This is a genomic window from Ignavibacteriota bacterium (assembly GCA_019637995.1).
Lineage (GTDB): Bacteria > Bacteroidota > Ignavibacteria > Kapaibacteriales > UBA2268 > JANJTB01.
In genome coordinates this window covers 674,395-690,691 of record JAHBUQ010000002.1, presented here as the reverse complement: position 1 = coordinate 690,691, position 16,297 = coordinate 674,395, and the positions used below count along the sequence as shown (strand labels likewise).

Genomic DNA, 16,297 nt, shown 5'->3' with positions numbered 1-16,297 from the left:
TATTTAATTCAACTTGTGCAAACATCAGTTCAGCTCTTAGTTGCATGTATTAAAAAATAAACCCTTCGACTGCATTTTCTTTTGAAAAAAGCCGAAGGGTTCATCATTTAAAAAAAATTATTCTTCACTTGATTCGGCGCTGCGTGAGCCGCCTGCCATAGAAATAATTTCATCAACATAGTGGTCAGCAATTATCGCAACAGCATTTACTGAAATAGCAAGCTCATTTGCATCAACATTAGTTCCTGCTATTGAATGCTGGAAGATTATTGAATTGTCAAATAATAAGCCAAAAGCACCAAAGTGCAATTCAGCATTTTTTCGCAATAAAAATTGCATTAAATCATTAGATATTACAGCACCAGAGACAACATTTGCCATACACTCAATAACTGTTTCTGATTCAGTAAATGGTCTTACGATTATCATAACTTGAGATGCACCACGTGAAATTGTGAAAGTACCATTACCAAAAGCAAGATAATCTTCAAATTTATCTTTCAGAATATTTTCAACTCTTTCGATTGTCGAATTAATTAACTCTTGCGGAGTTTCAATCATATTATTTTCTCCTTCGTTTAGATATACTTCTTTATTTTCCATAATACTAACTCCGTCTTAATTATTTTCATTACTTGATGAGTTAAGAAGTCCCATTTTGGCTTTTAATGCTTCAAGGTCGTTGTCAACTGTAGCACCTGAGGAAAGTTTCTTGAATTCGTCGTCAAGGCTTGTCGAACTTCCTGCAAGTTCTTCAAAAGCTGTAGCTTCTGCTTCGAGTTTCTCGATTTTACCTTCGAATTTATCGAATTTACTGAATGCATCCGAGCCTACACCACCAACAGATTGAGCAATTTGTTTCTGAGCTTTAGCTGCCTGCGAACGAGCAATAAGTGTGCTCTGACGGCTGCGTGCTTCATCGAGTTTAGATTTGAGTGAATCAAGTTGCTGACGTAGTTTGTTGGATGTTTCCCGAGCTTGAACGTGAATTGGAACAAGGTCGTTATAGTTTCTTTCAGAAATTGCTTTCTTTTCAAGAGCAGCTTTGGCAAGGTCTTCCCGTCCGGCTTGAAGTGCCTGCATAGCTTTTTGCTCCCAGTCATCCTTGTCCTTGCGTGCTTTTTCAATCTTGCGTTCGAGTCCTTTTTCATTAGCAATGGCTTGAGCAACGGCAAGAGTTGTCTTGTTAACAGACTCTTCCATCTCAATCACCATTTGTTTCAGCATTTTTTCGGGGTCTTCAACTTTGTCAAGTACATCATTGACATTAGCTTTGAATACATCAGCGATTCTGCTAAATAATCCCATATCAGCTCCTGTAAATTTTTAAAATATTAAGACAATTATTTAATTTTCTAAAAAATAATCAATTATTTTGAAAGTAAATCGCTTTCTTAAACGTTTATATTTTAATTAAATTTCATGGAACAATAAGGTAAGAACAAATTATGAAATTCGATATTCAGAATGTTATGCAACAAGCTAAGAAAATGCAGGAAGAAGTTGAAAATATCAAAAGGGAACTTGCAAACAAAACTGTATCAGCCGAATCAGGCGGAGGCTTTGTAACAGCTACAATGACAGGAGCTAACAAACTTGTTTCTATAAAAATAGCACCCGAACTTCTGGTTCAGAATGATGTTGCTATGATGGAAGACTTAATAGTAGCTGCTGTAAATAAGGCAATTGACAAAGCCGGTGATTTGGCAAATCAGGATATGAACAGAGTAAAAAATATGATTCCAAGTATTCCCGGACTTAACTTAGGCTGATTTTTCTAATGATATATACATCACAATCTATAGAAAAAGTAACCGAGATTTTTGCTTCACTGCCTTCAATAGGTAGAAAGACTGCTCAAAGACTAACTTTTCACTTGTTAAGACAGCCTGATGAATTTGTTGAATTATTTTCAAATTCTTTAATTGATTTGAAGCGAAATGTAAGATTCTGTTCCGAATGTTTCAACTACACTGAAAGTGACCCGTGTACAATTTGCAGCTCTCACAAGAGGGACAGATCTGTGATTTGTGTTGTGGAAGAACCTAATGATGTCGTAGTAATAGAAAAGACTCACGACTTTTTTGGCTTATATCACGTCTTGCACGGTGTAATGAATCCTTTGGAAGGAATTACTCAGGAGGAAATAAAAATTAAAGAGCTTATTGCAAGAATGGATGGGATTGAGGAAGTCATACTTGCTCTTAATCCGACTGTCGAAGGTGAGCTGACAACACATTACATAGCAAAAATTTTAAAACATCTTGATAAAAAAGTTACACGTATCGCAAGCGGAGTTCCGATGGGCTCTGCTTTAGAATTTACCGATGAAGCAACAATTTCAAGAGCTTTGGTGAGCAGAATTGCAGTTTAATTATAAAATATTAGAATTCAGTTTATTTTCAAAAGCTATTCAAATAGTTTTTGCTTTGATGTTTTTATCATTTTCTGTTTTGCTGAATTCCTGTGAAATGTTCACAACAAGAACACCTGAAAAACCCGATATCGGGAATACAAGCTTTCTGCCACCAACTGAGCCTGGAATTGTTATTCTTAATCTTGAGAAAGCTCTAAGTGAAAAAAATATTGAAAATTATATGAATTGCTTTCATAGCTTCACAGATGATACGCGAAACAATTTCAGATTTTCAGCATCTGCAGAAGCTACTACTCAATTTCCTTCTATATTTTCTGATTGGAGAATAAATGAGGAACGTCGCTCGTTCAATTCAATAGTCTCTGCACTCGGAGAGGGAACTTATCCTGTAATAAACTGGCTGAACCGCAAGCCTCTTCAGGAAACTGCCGATTCTGCAATCTTTACTTCGGACTATTATCTCAGAGCTCAGAATAATGACAATTCAATACCAAATGAATATGCCGGCAGGCTACAATTTACATTAACTTTTCGTGATAACGGTCTATGGTATATTTCTCGCTGGCTGGATTTTAATGCTGCTGTTAACGATACTGTTTCCAATACATGGAGCGTACTTAAGGGTGTTTATTATAATTAGTTTATGCAGATTTCTGAAAAAATATTGCCCCTTAAAATTATACCAATAATTAGAAAATTATTTCTTCCTTTTTCTATTCTATTCATATTTTCAATTATAATTCTACAGAGCTGCGTTAACCCATTTGCTCCCGGTCTTGCAGAATATGACGGAACTGATGATATAATTGGTGACCAAAGGACTGTCGAAGGTCTTTTTCAAAACTTCAGATATTCATATATGTTTAAAGATACACTCGTTTATGGATTTCTACTGGCTGATGATTTCAGATTTATTTTCCGTGATTTTGACAAAGGAATTGACGAATCTTGGGGCAGAGATGAAGATATGAGAACAACATTTCGACTTTTTCAGGCAACCCAGACACTTGACCTGAACTGGAATGACGTAATAAATTCCGTTGGAGATACTGTTCTTCAGGATATTTCGCGTGGTTTTAATCTTACTGTAGTATTTAGCCCGACCGATGTAATTACCGTCTTCGGCAGAGTAAACCTCCGCATTACCCGCCCCAATACCGAAACAGTTTGGAAAATTTCTCAATGGCGTGACGAGTCCAATTTTTAGAAGAAATCAATTACATATTTAAAATTCTTATCGAACAAATCTTAATAAGCTGAGCTGGCCATAGTTCCCGTAATTGATTGATAAATAATAATTTAAATTACTAATAAAAGTATATGTAAATGCAATTTATTTTTTGGATATATTGTTATAATACTTTATTTTTGATTAATTAGAAATATCGTTTTGAGATTATGTTATGAAAAAATATAATATTAATTGTAAAGTACTTACTGCATTAATTATCTTTATTTGCGGGTTTGTAAATCTAAACTCAAAAACAGATTTTCAATTTGATAATTTGACAATTCTTGATACTAATAATCAATTCAGTAAGATTTGGGCTTTGAATGATAATGAGTATTTGCTATTTGATGGCAACTTTTTGTATCAAAAAGATTCAAACCATGATGAGATTTTGCAGGTCAGAATAAAAAAAGATGATTTGGGATTGAAAATTTCGACTTTGCAAATGAATATCTTTCATGATTTTTTAATTCAAATGAACAATAATGAAATTTTCATTTTTTCAAAAGATTCAGTCAAAAAAATAAATTATTTATTTGCTGAAACCTTAAAATTTTCAAAAATTTCTACTGATAAAAACGGCTTATTTTATGCATATTCTTCAAATAAGCTATTTATAATTAATTCACAGAACTTAAATGTTGATTTTTTGACCTTACCTTCTGATTTCAATATACTTGATTTAGTTGTTGATAGCCAGGGAACATCATGGCTGTTAACAAATGATAAATTGTATTTTTCGGATGATTTTATCAAATTTGAAGAAGCCAAAGTAAACAATATTGAGATTTTCAGACCATCACAAATTTTTCAGTCAACATCCGGCAAACTTTATGCAACAATGGATAAAATGGGAGTTTTCATAAAAAATCCAAATGAAAACGAATTCAATTTTCATTCATTTAATATCCCACGGGGAAGTGCCTCTGCATTGAATAAGTATAGTTTGAAGGAGTTTGCACACGGATATGTTCAGCTGATACATACTGACAATAATTACTATGAGTCCTTCATTTTCGACGAAATTAATTTTGAGTGGATTTATCTTCCCAAAAATTATGCAAACTACATTTGTAATGATGTAATGTATCATAGCTTCCCATCCAAACAAAAACATTTTCAGACCTTTAATTCATTGAGTATTCAATCTGACAATATTAATCCATGGGTAAAAGATGGAATTTTTGAAAGGTTGGACTTTCGTGAAATATATCAGTTGATGAAAATTAAGGAAAATTTGGAAAATAATGAGTTTTATACATTTCACCCCAACAATTATTATTGCCGGTGGAATTATGAAAGTGGTATGCCAATAGCTAAGAAACTATTGCCAATTAAGAACAAAGTTTTTGAAGATGATTTAATCAGCAAGAAGATATATTTTACAAACGACTGGAAATATTATTTTTATTTAAGATTAGCTAAAAATGTTAAATATTATCATATTGAACTTTATAATTTGAGCAATGACTCTCTAATACGAGAATTTGAAATTGACAATTCAGAAACTCCAAGGAACTTTCCTGTTGGTTCCGGGGTTTATAATGTATATTACTTTATTCCCAATCCAAAAGCTGTATATTATCCTGAAAAAGAAGATTTTTTCATAAGTTTTAGGATTGATGAAAGTGGAGGACATTCTAATGCTGGTGGAAATAAAGGTTTTGGGGGCTTTTATCATGTAAAAATTAAGCCGAATGAAACATACGTTAATAAGATTAGCAATTCTTTTACCGCTGATTTCATGGTTGATTATGAGACAAACAGGATATTTTATACTAATCATGATTTTGATTATGACTACTACCAACCTAATGGTGGTGCAGGCGAAACAGAATTCAGATGGTATTCAAAAATATTTGAATATAATATGCAAAAGTCTGAATATTCTTTGTTACTTGATACAAATGTGATTGCAGGTACAACCTTGAAATATAATCAAGATAAGTCGGCATTAATAACTAATCTGGGTTCTGATATCATTGAAATCAATTCAAATAAAGAAATAAATATGAAGAATAAATTTCAAGGTAAAGAATTTATAAATGCAGAATTTTTATATAACGATGATTTTGTTTTTTACAAAGATAGAATATATGATATGTTCATTAATGAAGGTAATGCAGGGAGTTTAAATATATACAACATCATATTTGGTAAATCAGTTTTAAAATTTGGTTTGGAAAATCACTTTTTATATAATTACGATTTTTCCGTTTCGGAAAATACTTTACTGTTAACAAATAATGCAGGTAAAATTTTTAGATTCAGGTTGGATTATAATCTTAAAGAGAAAGCAGATTTTATTTGTAAGAATGGTTACGTTAATCAGAATATTGAATTCAAGGCAGTTTCAACCCTTGATAATTCTAAATTTTTATGGCATTTTGGAGATGGTACATTTTCAGACTTTAAAAACCCGGTGAAATCATTTAATGAGAAAGGAAATTATGATATTTCCCTTAAAGTATTCAATAATTCAGATACCTTGTTAATCGAAAAATTGGGTTGCGTTTCTATATACGATTCTACCAAGATTAATTTTTCAGCAGATGTTACTTTTGGTTATTCACCTCTAAATGTTAATTTTACAAGTAGTACCAGTGGTGAGATTTTACAATATCGTTGGATTGTGTATGTTGACAGTTTAAACCAACATCGTACATTTTCAGAACAAGAACACTCGTCTTATTCATTTACATTTCCCGGGACATATTCTATCAGATTTGAAGTTCGTGATAAAACTGATAACTGGGTTACACTTTTCAAAGAAGCATATATTAATGTCTTAGTACCATCGAGTATTGAGGAAATAACTAATAAATCTAATCAGTTGATATTAAATGCAACTAAGAATAATATGTACATCAAACACAGTAATATCAAAGACAACAATTATCAGATTATTATTTTTGATTTACTTGGGAACATTGTCAAAAAAATTGATTCTAAATTATTTTCTGCAAATTCAGATACTATTGAAATAAAATTTGACAATTCATTATCGAATGGAGTTTATATTGTGAATTTGCTTTTCTTTGACAGAGTAATATCTGGGAAGTTTATAATTATTGATTGATTTTATAACAAATTATGAACGAATTTATGATTGATTTATTCGTATAATTAAAAAATGTTTCCTACTCCTTCTCCTCAAAGAAAGTAGAAAGCGGCTTAAAATAATCCTGATAATGTACCCACATACACGCTGTCACTTAAATTTTTTTAAAAAGCACAAAAGGGAGCATTCCTGCTCCCTTTTAAAAATATTATCATCAATTAATTAATTATTTCACAAAACTCATACCGACTTTGAATGCTTCCATATTAAGCGGAATCAATTTGTGGTAGCGTTCGGGTAATACCTGCTCTAATGCTTTTGGTACTGTTTCTGTATTTACTGTGCCGGTTGCTTTAATCATCGCACCAAGCATAATCAGATTTAATACCTTGATATTTTTTAACTTAACGGCTTCTTCGCTACCCGGAACGGCAAAGATATTTATATCTGTGCGAGTAGGAGGAACAAGAATATTAGTGCTGTCAAAAATGATGTTTCCACCCGGCTTTACGCGTGATTCAAATTTTTCAACTGATGGCTGATTTAGTGCAACCACAGTATCATATCTTGAAATAATCGGCGAGCTTATCATTGTGTCTGATACTATTGTAACCGCATTAGCAGTACCGCCACGCATTTCAGGACCATAAGAAGGCATCCAGCAAACCTTTTTCTTTTCAATCATTCCGGCATAAGCAAGTATCATACCCATAGATAGTACGCCCTGACCGCCAAATCCTGCGAAAATTGCTTCTTGTAACATATTATTTGCCCTCCGGAACTTTTATATCACCAAGCGGATAGAAAGGAATCATCTTTTCTTCCACGAATTTATTAGATTGTAAAGGAGTCATCTTCATATTCGACGGGCAGTTGGATACAATCTCAACTATACAGAATCCTAAGCCCTGTTTCTGATATTCCAATGCTTTTTGTAAAGCTTTTTTAGCACGTTTCACGTTATTTGGTTTGTGAACTGACTGGCGTGTTACATAAGCCACACCCGGAAGCGGAGCCAGCATTTCACTGATTTTCAGAGGATAACCCTGATGAGCTGTATCGCGTCCATAAGGTGATGTTGTTGTTACCATACCTTGCAAAGAAGTAGGAGCCATCTGTCCGGATGTCATACCGTAAATACCGTTATTAATGAAAATAACAAGCATATTTTCACCGCGGTTTGCAGCGTGAACAGTTTCAGCAGTGCCGATTGCAGCCAAGTCGCCATCACCCTGATATGTGAATACATATTTGTCCGGCATAACACGCTTAATAGCAGTTCCCACCGCACAAGCACGACCATGAGCAGCTTCCTGCATATCCACATTCATATAATGGTATGCAAATACTGAACATCCAACAGGAGCAACACCGATAATTTCCTCCTGAATGCCCATTTCGGCTACAACTTCCATGAAGATTTTGTGAGCAGTGCTATGCCCGCAACCCGGACAATAGTGCATAGGTGTATCTATCAAAGTATCAAGAGGTTTTTCATATATTAAATTTTCTTCTAAACAAATAGTTTCTCTGACTACTGTTTCTTCGAGTTCGGATTCTATATCAACGAATGTCTTTTCGCTCATTATTTTCCTCCTTCAATAAAGGTTTTTATAAAATGCTCGTAAATTTCCTCCGGTGAAGGAATAACGCCGCCCATTCTTCCATAAAACTCAACTCTTGTCTGACCATTTACTGACAAGCGAACATCTTCAACCATCTGACCTGCATTCATTTCTACATCAAGTATGCCTTTTACTCTTCCGCCAAGTTCGTGATAAACCTTAGTTGGGAAAGGGAATAAAGTAATCGGTCTTATAAGCCCTACTTTGTAACCATCTTCGCGAGCCATTTGCATAGCTTTCATACAGATTCTTGCACCAAGACCGAATCCAGTAAAAATATACTCTGCATCTTCAGTTTCCATTTCAATGTAGCGAACTTCTTCTTCTTCCATCTTGCGATATTTTGCCTGAAGTCTGCGATTAATTTCTTCCATTTTTTCAGACTGAATATGAAGCGAAGTTATATAATTTCTTTCTTTACCCGGCTTCTTACCGGTTGTTGCCCAATCAGGGAATTCAGTTCTGCGTGGCACCTGGTCGAACAATTCGACCGGTTCCATCATTTGACCTACGGCACCATCGGTAAGAATCATAACAGGATTTCTGTATTTTTCACCAAGTTCAAAACCGAGCTTAACAAAGTCAACCATTTCCTGAACAGTCGAAGGTGCAAGTACGACTAATTTATAATCGCCATGACCGCCACCTTTCACTGATTGGAAATAATCCGCCTGTGATGGCTGAATCGTTCCGAGACCCGGTCCGCCTCTGACTACGTTAGCAAGTAAGCAGGGAAGTTCGGCACTTGCAATATAAGAAAGTCCTTCCTGCATAAGCGACATACCCGGACTTGATGATGTGGTCATCACGCGCCTTCCACATCCCGCAGCACCGTAAATCATGTTAATTGCGGCAACTTCACTTTCAGCTTGGAAAGCAAGCATACCTGTTCTTTTTTCAGCTTCCCTCGCCAGATATTCGAGTACTTCTGACTGGGGAGTAATCGGATAGCCGAAATATGCGTCACATCCGGCTCTTATCATTGCTTCTGCAAGGGCTTCATTGCCCTTCATTAATTTAAGGTCACCCATTTTTAATCCTTTGTTATTAGTTTGCTACTTCTACAATTGTTGCCGCTTTTTTGGGCTCGCGGAGAACCTTACGATATACTTTGATAACAGCATCCGGGCACACTAAAGCACAATTCATACAGCCTGTACAATCATGATTTACAGTTATTGCATACTGATAACCCTTTGCATTTATCGTATCAGAGATAGCAATTACTTCCTCCGGGCATGCTTCTACGCATAGCTCGCAACCTTTGCATCTCTCTATGTCAATTATTATTTCACCTAAAACTTTAGCCATTTTTTACCTCTTTTTATAAAGGATTTTGAAAACTTACAATTTTTAATTACTTTATGTCAAACAAATGTCATAAAAAGTTTTTTTTAAATACATTTTATAACAATACAAATTACGATTTTTTTTTCAAATAAAAAAGAAATATCAGTATTTTTGCACTCAATAATGATTGATTTTTAATGATTTAGTGAAAAAAGGCACTTATGATACTTTAATAATATTATTACGTTTGACTAAAAATACTTTTTTAAAATTGTGATATTCTACATAATGATTTATATATTCAATTTTTTAAAATAATAATTATGCTTATTAGTTAATATTATTAATGATTTTAAATAATTTTTACTTTGACAAATGAAAAAAATATTAGATAATCCATACATAATTTTAATTGCAAGAATAATTCTTGGATATATATTCATAACTTATGGTGCTGGTAAAATTAGCAATCCTGAAAAATTTGCTAGCGAAATTGCTAATTTTGCTTTAGTTCCTGAATTTACACTGAATATATTGGCATTAATTCTCCCTTGGGTGGAGTTTTTGGCTGGTGTGTTTATTCTCTTTGGTATAAGGTTAAAATCAAGTTCTATTATTACCGGAGGGCTAATGATTTTATTTGTATTTTCTGTAGCATGGGCAATGGCAATGGGTCTTGATATAAACTGCGGATGCTCCAGTACAAACCCTCAGAAAGTCGGGCTGCCAAAATTATTAGAAAATGTCGGCTTATTTACACTTTCACTATACATATTTTTATTCCCAAACAAAAGATTTTCGCTTGAGTCATTCACAGAATAGTGCAAATCCCGCAGCCAATATCCTGAGAATAATAGCTGATTCAATTAGCGATTTTCTGGCACCAAGGCATTGTGTCGTTTGCTCTGAATATACCGGACATTCGGCAAAATATTCTAAATTTGTTTGCGATAAATGCCATGACAATTTACCTTTTGCACCTGATAAAAAGCTAATTCTGAACAGATTTCACTCAAATTTCCCGGAGAATACACATATAACCGAAGCTACGTCTCTTTTTGAAGTTAAAGCTGATAATAATTATCTTGAGATAATTCATGCCTTGAAGTATTTAAAGTTTCAATCTGTCGCAGGCGAATTTGGAAAGCTACTGAGTCGTAGAATTTTAATTGACGAAATGACTGATTACGATTTTATTATTCCTATTCCTATTCATAAAGCAAAGAAACGGGAAAGAGGTTTTAACCAATCAGACTTGATTTGCAAAGCTGTTGAAAAAGAAATTGGAATTCCGGTTGCTGATAATTTTGTAAAAAGGCATAAATATACTGTTACCCAAACTTTGTTGGATAAAAGCGGAAGACAAAAGAATATGGAAAATGTATTTGAAGTTACCGATGTAAGCGATACTGCCGGCAAATCATTCTTAATTATTGACGATGTGCTGACAACCGGCTCGACAATAAATTCCACTGCTAAAGTACTCCTTGAGTCAGGTGCAGAAAAAGTTGGTGCAGCAACCATCGCATTAGCTGGAAATTAAGTATTCTATTTCAAAATTTTATTTGAATTACGGTTTATATTAACTATTTATTCATCTTGGTAATTTCTGTTTAATAAAAGGAATTCAAGAATTATTTAAAAAAAAGTATTTTATTATTTCACAAACCAAGATTTGAGGACGAATTTAATAAATTTCTACTTAATATTTCAGAAACAGGCGAAGCAAAATTGAGAAGTATATTTCTTAGAATAAAAAAGCCTCTTGCTTTTATTAAGCAAGAGGCACAATTATCTGAATACTGAATATAGTATTAATCAGCATCCATAGAAAAGCGGTGTTGCCTGCGAGCAGCTTTAATTCTCGCCATACGTTTCTCGACAGAAGGTTTCATGAACGCAGTACGTTTTTTAAACTCGCGGAGAACGCCGGAGCGTTCGTATTTTTTCTTGAAACGTTTCAAAGCTCTGTCAATATTTTCATTGCCTTGAATAGTTACGCCTATCACTATTAATTCACCTACCTTTCAAATGGCTAAATAAAATTTAAAAAATCAGTTTGATAAATTTTCAATCAATTTCTTTTCGCTAAGGTTCTCGAACTGAACGATAATAGCATTGCCCCCGTTACTTGTAACCTCTTTAGACCTGACGATACCGACATCATCCCATACAGAATGATAAATGACATCACCAATGCTGTATTCTTCCTTAGGAGAATATTTACGGGCATCTTCTCTCGAAATATGTACGACCGCTTTAGATTTATCTGTATCCACTTCAATTGCATCTAAATTTACAAGTTGCGAGTGGCGGCTTTTAGTACATCTAGCCCATTGGTGTCTGCCTGTTTCGGTTTCGATTGGCTCGCCAATAAGTTCATGTTTTGTTTCTTTCATAAGAAACGGTGAGTAGAGTGTTATATACTTAGCTCTACGTGATCTTTTTCTGGTAGTAGATACTGCCATATTGACCCACTTATTTTAAATTAAAAGAACATTTGGTTACAAAAATACGAATTTTTTTCAAGATATGCAAATTTCTGATATTTAAATAGATACGCCTACTACTTGAAACTTGTTTTTCGATAGCTAATTTCTAAGTATTTAAACCGCTGTGAATTTTTTATTCTTTAATATTGATAATTTTGAAGTAAAGCAATATTGCAATAGAATTTATAAATTAGCAATTTTTTAAGAAATTGCAAGTTCATGAAAAAAACAGATTTTATAATATTTCAGAATTCCTTTCATTTTCTAAATAAAGCATTTTTATTTAGAAAGTTACACTTGTTATGCTAATAAAATCACATTATAATGATAATTATAATATATTTATGCTATTTTTCATATTTTATTTGGATAATTCGTAACATATTATTAAATTAGTTGTGAAAAAAATGCGATTTAATTAAAAAGTAATATCAGGTATTCCTAAATAATATATTAGCCAAATTCCTAAAAGGAGTTACTTAATGCCACATACTAAAGAATTAGTCGAAAGATTAGTCGCTACCCACGGTTCGGGACGTGAATCACTCCTGCCAATATTGCAGGATGTTCAACGCCACGAGCACTATATTTCGGATGATGCAATGGTCGAAATTGCTACGCAGTTGGATGTATCCACCGCGGATGTATATGGGAAAGCCACTTTCTATACTTTTATTGATACTGTACCTCGCGGTAAGTTTGTTATAAGAGTATGCAAAACGATTGTCTGTGATATGCACAACAAATCGCAAATAATTGAAACTCTGGAAAATCTTTTGAAAATCAAAGTCGGTGAAACGACTTTAAACAGAAAGTTTTCTTTGCTTTATACCAATTGCCTTGGCTGGTGTCACATGGGACCTGCTATGCTCATCAATGATGATGTATATACAGACCTGACTCCGGATCGTGTCAGGGATATTATCACATTTTATAAAAATAAAAATTAAAGAGGTGAGATATGTCAGAAAGATTAAAAAGAGTAGATGTAATTCTGGGCAATTATCACCCCGAAAAGTATAAAATTCTTGGCAGTGTTATGGACCGTCCAAATGCCGAATTAATCAAAGATTTGATAGATTCAGGACTTAAAGGACGAGGTGGAGCGGGCTTCCTTACAGGGCTGAAGTGGAAGTTTGCTGCACAGGCAGAAAGTGAAGAAAAATATGTCATTTGTAACGCGGATGAAGGCGAACCGGGCACATTCAAGGACAGAGAAATTCTAACCAAAGTACCAAGAAAAGTACTGTCAGGTATGGGAATTTGCGCTAAGGTTATTGGTGCTAAAAAAGGTTATATTTACCTTCGCGGAGAATATAAGTTTCTAGTTCCACAACTGAATGTGGAGATTGAAGAGTTTCACGAGCATTGCGATAAATTAGGTCTTGATTTTCGTATTGAAATTTTCCTCGGAAGCGGTGCTTATGTTTGTGGTGAAGAAACTGCACTTCTGAACTCTATTGAAGGGCGACGCGGAGAACCGAGAAATAAACCTCCGTTTCCAACTAATCATGGACTTTTCGGAAAACCAACTGTTGTAAATAATGTTGAGACTTTAGTCTCTGCGATGATGGTTTGCAAAATCGGACCAGACCAGTTTAAGAAACTCGGTATTCTTGATTCCCACGGTTCTAAACTTTTCTCCGTATCAGGTGATACACCACGCCCGGGCATATATGACCTTGAATTTGGATTGTCATTGGAAGAATTTGTTCGAGAATTTGGCGATGGCGATACAAAAGCAGTTCAGGTGGGAGGTGCTTCAGGATTCTGCGTACCACGTAAGAAATTCAGCAAAACAACAATTGGATTCAAAGCCGGACTTGACGGAGATAATCTACCAACCGGCGGTTCGATGATGATATTCAATTCTTCACGCTCAATGTATCATGTACTGGAAAATTATCTCGAATTTTTTGAAGAAGAATCATGCGGACAATGTACACCTTGCAGAGTAGGATGTCAGCAACTCAAAAAAGGTATTGATGCCGTCAAACGCGGAATTAAAACTCCTGAGTATTTGGAACAACTACTCCAACTTACCGAAACTATGAAGATTACCGCTAAATGTGGACTTGGTCAGTCGGTCGCTAACTCATTCTCATCTATTGTTGAGAATTTCCGTGAAGAGATGATTTATTAATTTGTTCAAAAAATTTAAAAGAAAATAAAATTATGGAAAGTATAATCAGCTTAACGATAAACGGAATTGATGTTAGCGTAACAAAAGGTACTTCAATTCTTGAAGCCGCTAAAAAAGTTAATATCAGAATTCCGACTTTATGCTACCACGAAGATTTGTGTGTAGCTGGAAATTGCCGCGTTTGTGTTGTCGAAGCAGAAGGATACCGCACTCTTTTGGCATCCTGTGCCGTACCGTGCGAGCAGGGAATGAAAATCAAAACAAGCACTCCAAAAGTTCGTGCCGCAAGAAAAGATATTATTGCCCTGCTTGTTTCCGAGCATAATACTCAGTGTACAACATGCTACAGAAGTACAAATTGTGAATTACAGTCATTATCATCTGAATATAATATTGATAACGATATATATATGAGTATTCTCAAACCGGAGAGTATGAAAATTGACCGCTCATCCTGGTCAATTGAAAAAGATGACAGCAAATGTGTTCGCTGCCAGAGATGCGTGCGGACATGCTCTGAACTGCAACATGTGAATGCTATTACAGTTTCACATAAGGGTAATGAAATGAAAATTTCGACTTTCATGGATTTGCCTATGAATGAAGTTGTATGTGTTAATTGCGGGCAATGTGTTATCCATTGTCCTACTGGTGCTCTTACTGAACGTCGCTACTACGATGACATTTGGAATGCCTTGGGTGATGATAATAAAAAGGTTATCATTAATACTGCTCCATCAGTCAGAGTTGCTCTTGGCGAAACACTTGGATTTGCTCCGGGTAAAATTGTAACCGGTAAAATGGTTGCCGCACTTAAAAAAATCGGCTTCGATTTAGTACTTGATACTGATTTTACAGCAGATTTAACTATCATCGAAGAAGGGCACGAACTACTTCAACGCTTAAAAAAGGCACTTGTTGATAAAGAAGAAGTAGCACTGCCAATGATTACATCCTGCTCGCCGGGTTGGGTCAAGTTCATCGAGCACATGTATCCGGATAAATTAGAACATCTTTCGTCGTGTAAATCTCCTCAGCAGATGTTTGGAGCATTAGCTAAGACATATCTTGCTGAAAAAATGGGTTTCGAACCCGAAAATATTGTCAGTGTGGCTGCTATGCCTTGTGCCGCTAAGAAATACGAAGCAAACCGACCTGAAATGAAGTCAAGTGAGTTTCAGGATATAGATGCCGGACTTACAACCCGTGAAATCGGACACATGATTAAGCAGGCAGGTATTGATTTTACAGAGCTTGAAGAATGTGATTTTGATACATTTATGGGTGAGTCAACAGGCGCCGCTGTTATTTTCGGTGCTACAGGTGGTGTAATGGAAGCCGCTCTTCGTACAGCTTATGAAATCATAACAGGTCGGGAGGTACCATTTGAACATCTCGATATTACTCCGGTTCGTGGTCTTGAAGGTATCAAAGAAGCAACTATCAGAATTGAAGGATGTCTGCCCGAATGGAGCTTCCTCGAAGGCGTGGATTTCAAAATTGCAGTGGCTCACGGACTAAAAAATGCAAGAGTAATTATGGACCAGATTTCTGCAGGTGAATCTCCGTATCACTTTATCGAAATTATGGCTTGTCCGGGTGGTTGCATAGGTGGTGGCGGTCAGCCGATACCTACAAATGACGCTGTTCGTAAGCAAAGAATTAAAGCGATTTATGAAGAAGATGCCGGAAAACCAATCAGGAAATCTCACGAAAACCCTGAAATAAAGCAAATATATGAAGAGTTCCTGGTTGATGGTCCGCTCGGCTATAAATCACATAAACTGCTACATACGCATTATACAAAGAGAAACAGATATTAGAATTAAATATCTCAATAAAAACGTTCAACTTCCGAAGTCTTCAAGACTTCGGAAGTTTTTTTGTACAATTGATTAAGCTGCGAAGTAGCTTACCATTAATGGAAGGGAGAATGGAATTTGGGGCTGGGAGGCTCGGAAATAATTTACAATTGAAAATTGAGAATTGACAAGAAAGACCTTCCCTGTGTTAAAATTTTTGAAAAGGATTAGAATTGTTTTAGTAAAATTAATATAAAGGGTATGTAATTATTATAT

18 protein-coding genes are annotated in these 16,297 nt (G+C 35.0%); 10 read left to right on the top strand and 8 right to left on the bottom strand.

All coding sequences use genetic code 11. The features are described from left to right. Nucleotides 1-117: 117 nt before the first annotated feature. Both KF896_08850 and KF896_08845 read right to left on the bottom strand, forming a co-directional pair. A complete protein-coding gene (locus KF896_08850) occupies nucleotides 118-603 on the bottom strand; it encodes a hypothetical protein (protein ID MBX3043812.1) in 486 nt (161 codons plus the stop codon). Nucleotides 604-618: 15 nt separating this feature from the next. Further along, nucleotides 619-1,308 (bottom strand): PspA/IM30 family protein, encoded by a 690-nt coding sequence (locus tag KF896_08845; protein MBX3043811.1) that lies wholly within the window; start codon nucleotides 1,306-1,308, stop codon nucleotides 619-621. Between the two features lie 140 nt (nucleotides 1,309-1,448). Between KF896_08845 and KF896_08840 the strand changes: the two genes are divergently transcribed. The 5 genes from KF896_08840 to KF896_08820 all read left to right on the top strand — a co-directional run bounded on the left by KF896_08840 (nucleotide 1,449) and on the right by KF896_08820 (nucleotide 6,687). Then, entirely contained in the window at nucleotides 1,449-1,772 is a 324-nt protein-coding gene (locus KF896_08840) for a YbaB/EbfC family nucleoid-associated protein (GenBank protein MBX3043810.1), read from the top strand. Nucleotides 1,773-1,780: 8 nt separating this feature from the next. Further along, the gene (gene recR, locus KF896_08835; protein MBX3043809.1) at nucleotides 1,781-2,374 is read left to right on the top strand and encodes a recombination mediator RecR; all 594 of its coding nucleotides are present in this window, start codon (nucleotides 1,781-1,783) and stop codon (nucleotides 2,372-2,374) included. Next, on the top strand, nucleotides 2,364-3,017 hold the full coding sequence (locus KF896_08830) for a hypothetical protein (protein ID MBX3043808.1): 654 nt from the start codon (nucleotides 2,364-2,366) through the stop codon (nucleotides 3,015-3,017). Before recR ends, KF896_08830 begins: the two co-directional genes overlap by 11 nt. A 93-nt stretch (nucleotides 3,018-3,110) precedes the next feature. Then, a complete protein-coding gene (locus tag KF896_08825) occupies nucleotides 3,111-3,584 on the top strand; it encodes a hypothetical protein (GenBank protein ID MBX3043807.1) in 474 nt (157 codons plus the stop codon). Nucleotides 3,585-3,780: 196 nt separating this feature from the next. Continuing rightward, nucleotides 3,781-6,687 (top strand): PKD domain-containing protein, encoded by a 2,907-nt coding sequence (locus KF896_08820; GenBank protein ID MBX3043806.1) that lies wholly within the window; start codon nucleotides 3,781-3,783, stop codon nucleotides 6,685-6,687. Nucleotides 6,688-6,895: 208 nt separating this feature from the next. Here the strand turns inward: KF896_08820 and KF896_08815 are convergent, their stop codons facing one another. From KF896_08815 to KF896_08800, 4 genes are read right to left on the bottom strand one after another with little or no spacing between them, the layout of a single operon-like run. Continuing rightward, a complete protein-coding gene (locus tag KF896_08815) occupies nucleotides 6,896-7,432 on the bottom strand; it encodes a 2-oxoacid:acceptor oxidoreductase family protein (protein MBX3043805.1) in 537 nt (178 codons plus the stop codon). Between the two features lies 1 nt (nucleotide 7,433). Continuing rightward, a complete protein-coding gene (locus tag KF896_08810) occupies nucleotides 7,434-8,255 on the bottom strand; it encodes a 2-oxoglutarate oxidoreductase (protein ID MBX3043804.1) in 822 nt (273 codons plus the stop codon). Beyond that, nucleotides 8,255-9,325 (bottom strand): 3-methyl-2-oxobutanoate dehydrogenase subunit VorB, encoded by a 1,071-nt coding sequence (locus tag KF896_08805; GenBank protein ID MBX3043803.1) that lies wholly within the window; start codon nucleotides 9,323-9,325, stop codon nucleotides 8,255-8,257. The genes KF896_08810 and KF896_08805 overlap by 1 nt, the downstream gene beginning before the upstream one ends. Nucleotides 9,326-9,341: 16 nt before the next feature. Next, nucleotides 9,342-9,605 carry a 4Fe-4S binding protein gene (locus tag KF896_08800; protein ID MBX3043802.1) on the bottom strand — a complete coding sequence of 88 codons (264 nt, stop codon included), beginning with the start codon at nucleotides 9,603-9,605 and terminating at the stop codon, nucleotides 9,342-9,344. A 354-nt stretch (nucleotides 9,606-9,959) separates the two neighbouring features. Between KF896_08800 and KF896_08795 the strand changes: the two genes are divergently transcribed. Further along, nucleotides 9,960-10,406: a DoxX family membrane protein gene (locus KF896_08795; GenBank protein MBX3043801.1), complete on the top strand. Its 447-nt coding sequence runs from the start codon at nucleotides 9,960-9,962 to the stop codon at nucleotides 10,404-10,406. Then, complete coding sequence (locus KF896_08790) at nucleotides 10,387-11,127, top strand: ComF family protein (protein ID MBX3043800.1); 741 nt, start codon at nucleotides 10,387-10,389, stop codon at nucleotides 11,125-11,127. The genes KF896_08795 and KF896_08790 overlap by 20 nt, the downstream gene beginning before the upstream one ends. 271 nt (nucleotides 11,128-11,398) lie before the next feature. Here the strand turns inward: KF896_08790 and rpsU are convergent, their stop codons facing one another. Together rpsU and KF896_08780 are read right to left on the bottom strand one after the other, a co-directional pair. Next, entirely contained in the window at nucleotides 11,399-11,593 is a 195-nt protein-coding gene (gene rpsU, locus KF896_08785) for a 30S ribosomal protein S21 (protein ID MBX3043799.1), read from the bottom strand. Nucleotides 11,594-11,638: 45 nt separating this feature from the next. Next, nucleotides 11,639-12,052, bottom strand: coding sequence for a hypothetical protein (locus KF896_08780; protein MBX3043798.1), 414 nt, complete (start codon nucleotides 12,050-12,052; stop codon nucleotides 11,639-11,641). A 506-nt stretch (nucleotides 12,053-12,558) separates the two neighbouring features. Between KF896_08780 and nuoE the strand changes: the two genes are divergently transcribed. The 3 genes from nuoE to KF896_08765 are packed head-to-tail and all read left to right on the top strand — an operon-like array spanning nucleotide 12,559 to nucleotide 16,042. Next, nucleotides 12,559-13,026: an NADH-quinone oxidoreductase subunit NuoE gene (gene nuoE, locus KF896_08775; protein ID MBX3043797.1), complete on the top strand. Its 468-nt coding sequence runs from the start codon at nucleotides 12,559-12,561 to the stop codon at nucleotides 13,024-13,026. A gap of 11 nt (nucleotides 13,027-13,037) precedes the next feature. After that, nucleotides 13,038-14,219, top strand: a complete 1,182-nt coding sequence (locus KF896_08770) for an NADH-quinone oxidoreductase subunit E (protein ID MBX3043796.1) — start codon at nucleotides 13,038-13,040, stop codon at nucleotides 14,217-14,219. Nucleotides 14,220-14,251: 32 nt separating this feature from the next. Beyond that, nucleotides 14,252-16,042 carry a [FeFe] hydrogenase, group A gene (locus KF896_08765; GenBank protein MBX3043795.1) on the top strand — a complete coding sequence of 597 codons (1,791 nt, stop codon included), beginning with the start codon at nucleotides 14,252-14,254 and terminating at the stop codon, nucleotides 16,040-16,042. The last annotated feature ends 255 nt before the right edge of the window (nucleotides 16,043-16,297 follow it).

Excerpts from the sequence above, each read along its gene's own strand:
- KF896_08850 (MBX3043812.1), bottom strand. The coding sequence starts at position 603 with ATGGAAAATAAAGAAGTATATCTAAACGAAGGAGAAAATAATATGATT.
- KF896_08770 (MBX3043796.1), top strand. The coding sequence starts at position 13,038 with ATGTCAGAAAGATTAAAAAGAGTAGATGTAATTCTGGGCAATTATCAC.
- nuoE (MBX3043797.1), top strand. The coding sequence starts at position 12,559 with ATGCCACATACTAAAGAATTAGTCGAAAGATTAGTCGCTACCCACGGT.
- KF896_08840 (MBX3043810.1), top strand. The coding sequence starts at position 1,449 with ATGAAATTCGATATTCAGAATGTTATGCAACAAGCTAAGAAAATGCAG.
- KF896_08780 (MBX3043798.1), bottom strand. The coding sequence starts at position 12,052 with ATGGCAGTATCTACTACCAGAAAAAGATCACGTAGAGCTAAGTATATA.
- KF896_08765 (MBX3043795.1), top strand. The coding sequence starts at position 14,252 with ATGGAAAGTATAATCAGCTTAACGATAAACGGAATTGATGTTAGCGTA.
- KF896_08800 (MBX3043802.1), bottom strand. The coding sequence starts at position 9,605 with ATGGCTAAAGTTTTAGGTGAAATAATAATTGACATAGAGAGATGCAAA.
- recR (MBX3043809.1), top strand. The coding sequence starts at position 1,781 with ATGATATATACATCACAATCTATAGAAAAAGTAACCGAGATTTTTGCT.
- KF896_08820 (MBX3043806.1), top strand. The coding sequence starts at position 3,781 with ATGAAAAAATATAATATTAATTGTAAAGTACTTACTGCATTAATTATC.
- KF896_08805 (MBX3043803.1), bottom strand. The coding sequence starts at position 9,325 with ATGGGTGACCTTAAATTAATGAAGGGCAATGAAGCCCTTGCAGAAGCA.
- KF896_08815 (MBX3043805.1), bottom strand. The coding sequence starts at position 7,432 with ATGTTACAAGAAGCAATTTTCGCAGGATTTGGCGGTCAGGGCGTACTA.
- KF896_08845 (MBX3043811.1), bottom strand. The coding sequence starts at position 1,308 with ATGGGATTATTTAGCAGAATCGCTGATGTATTCAAAGCTAATGTCAAT.
- KF896_08810 (MBX3043804.1), bottom strand. The coding sequence starts at position 8,255 with ATGAGCGAAAAGACATTCGTTGATATAGAATCCGAACTCGAAGAAACA.
- KF896_08795 (MBX3043801.1), top strand. The coding sequence starts at position 9,960 with ATGAAAAAAATATTAGATAATCCATACATAATTTTAATTGCAAGAATA.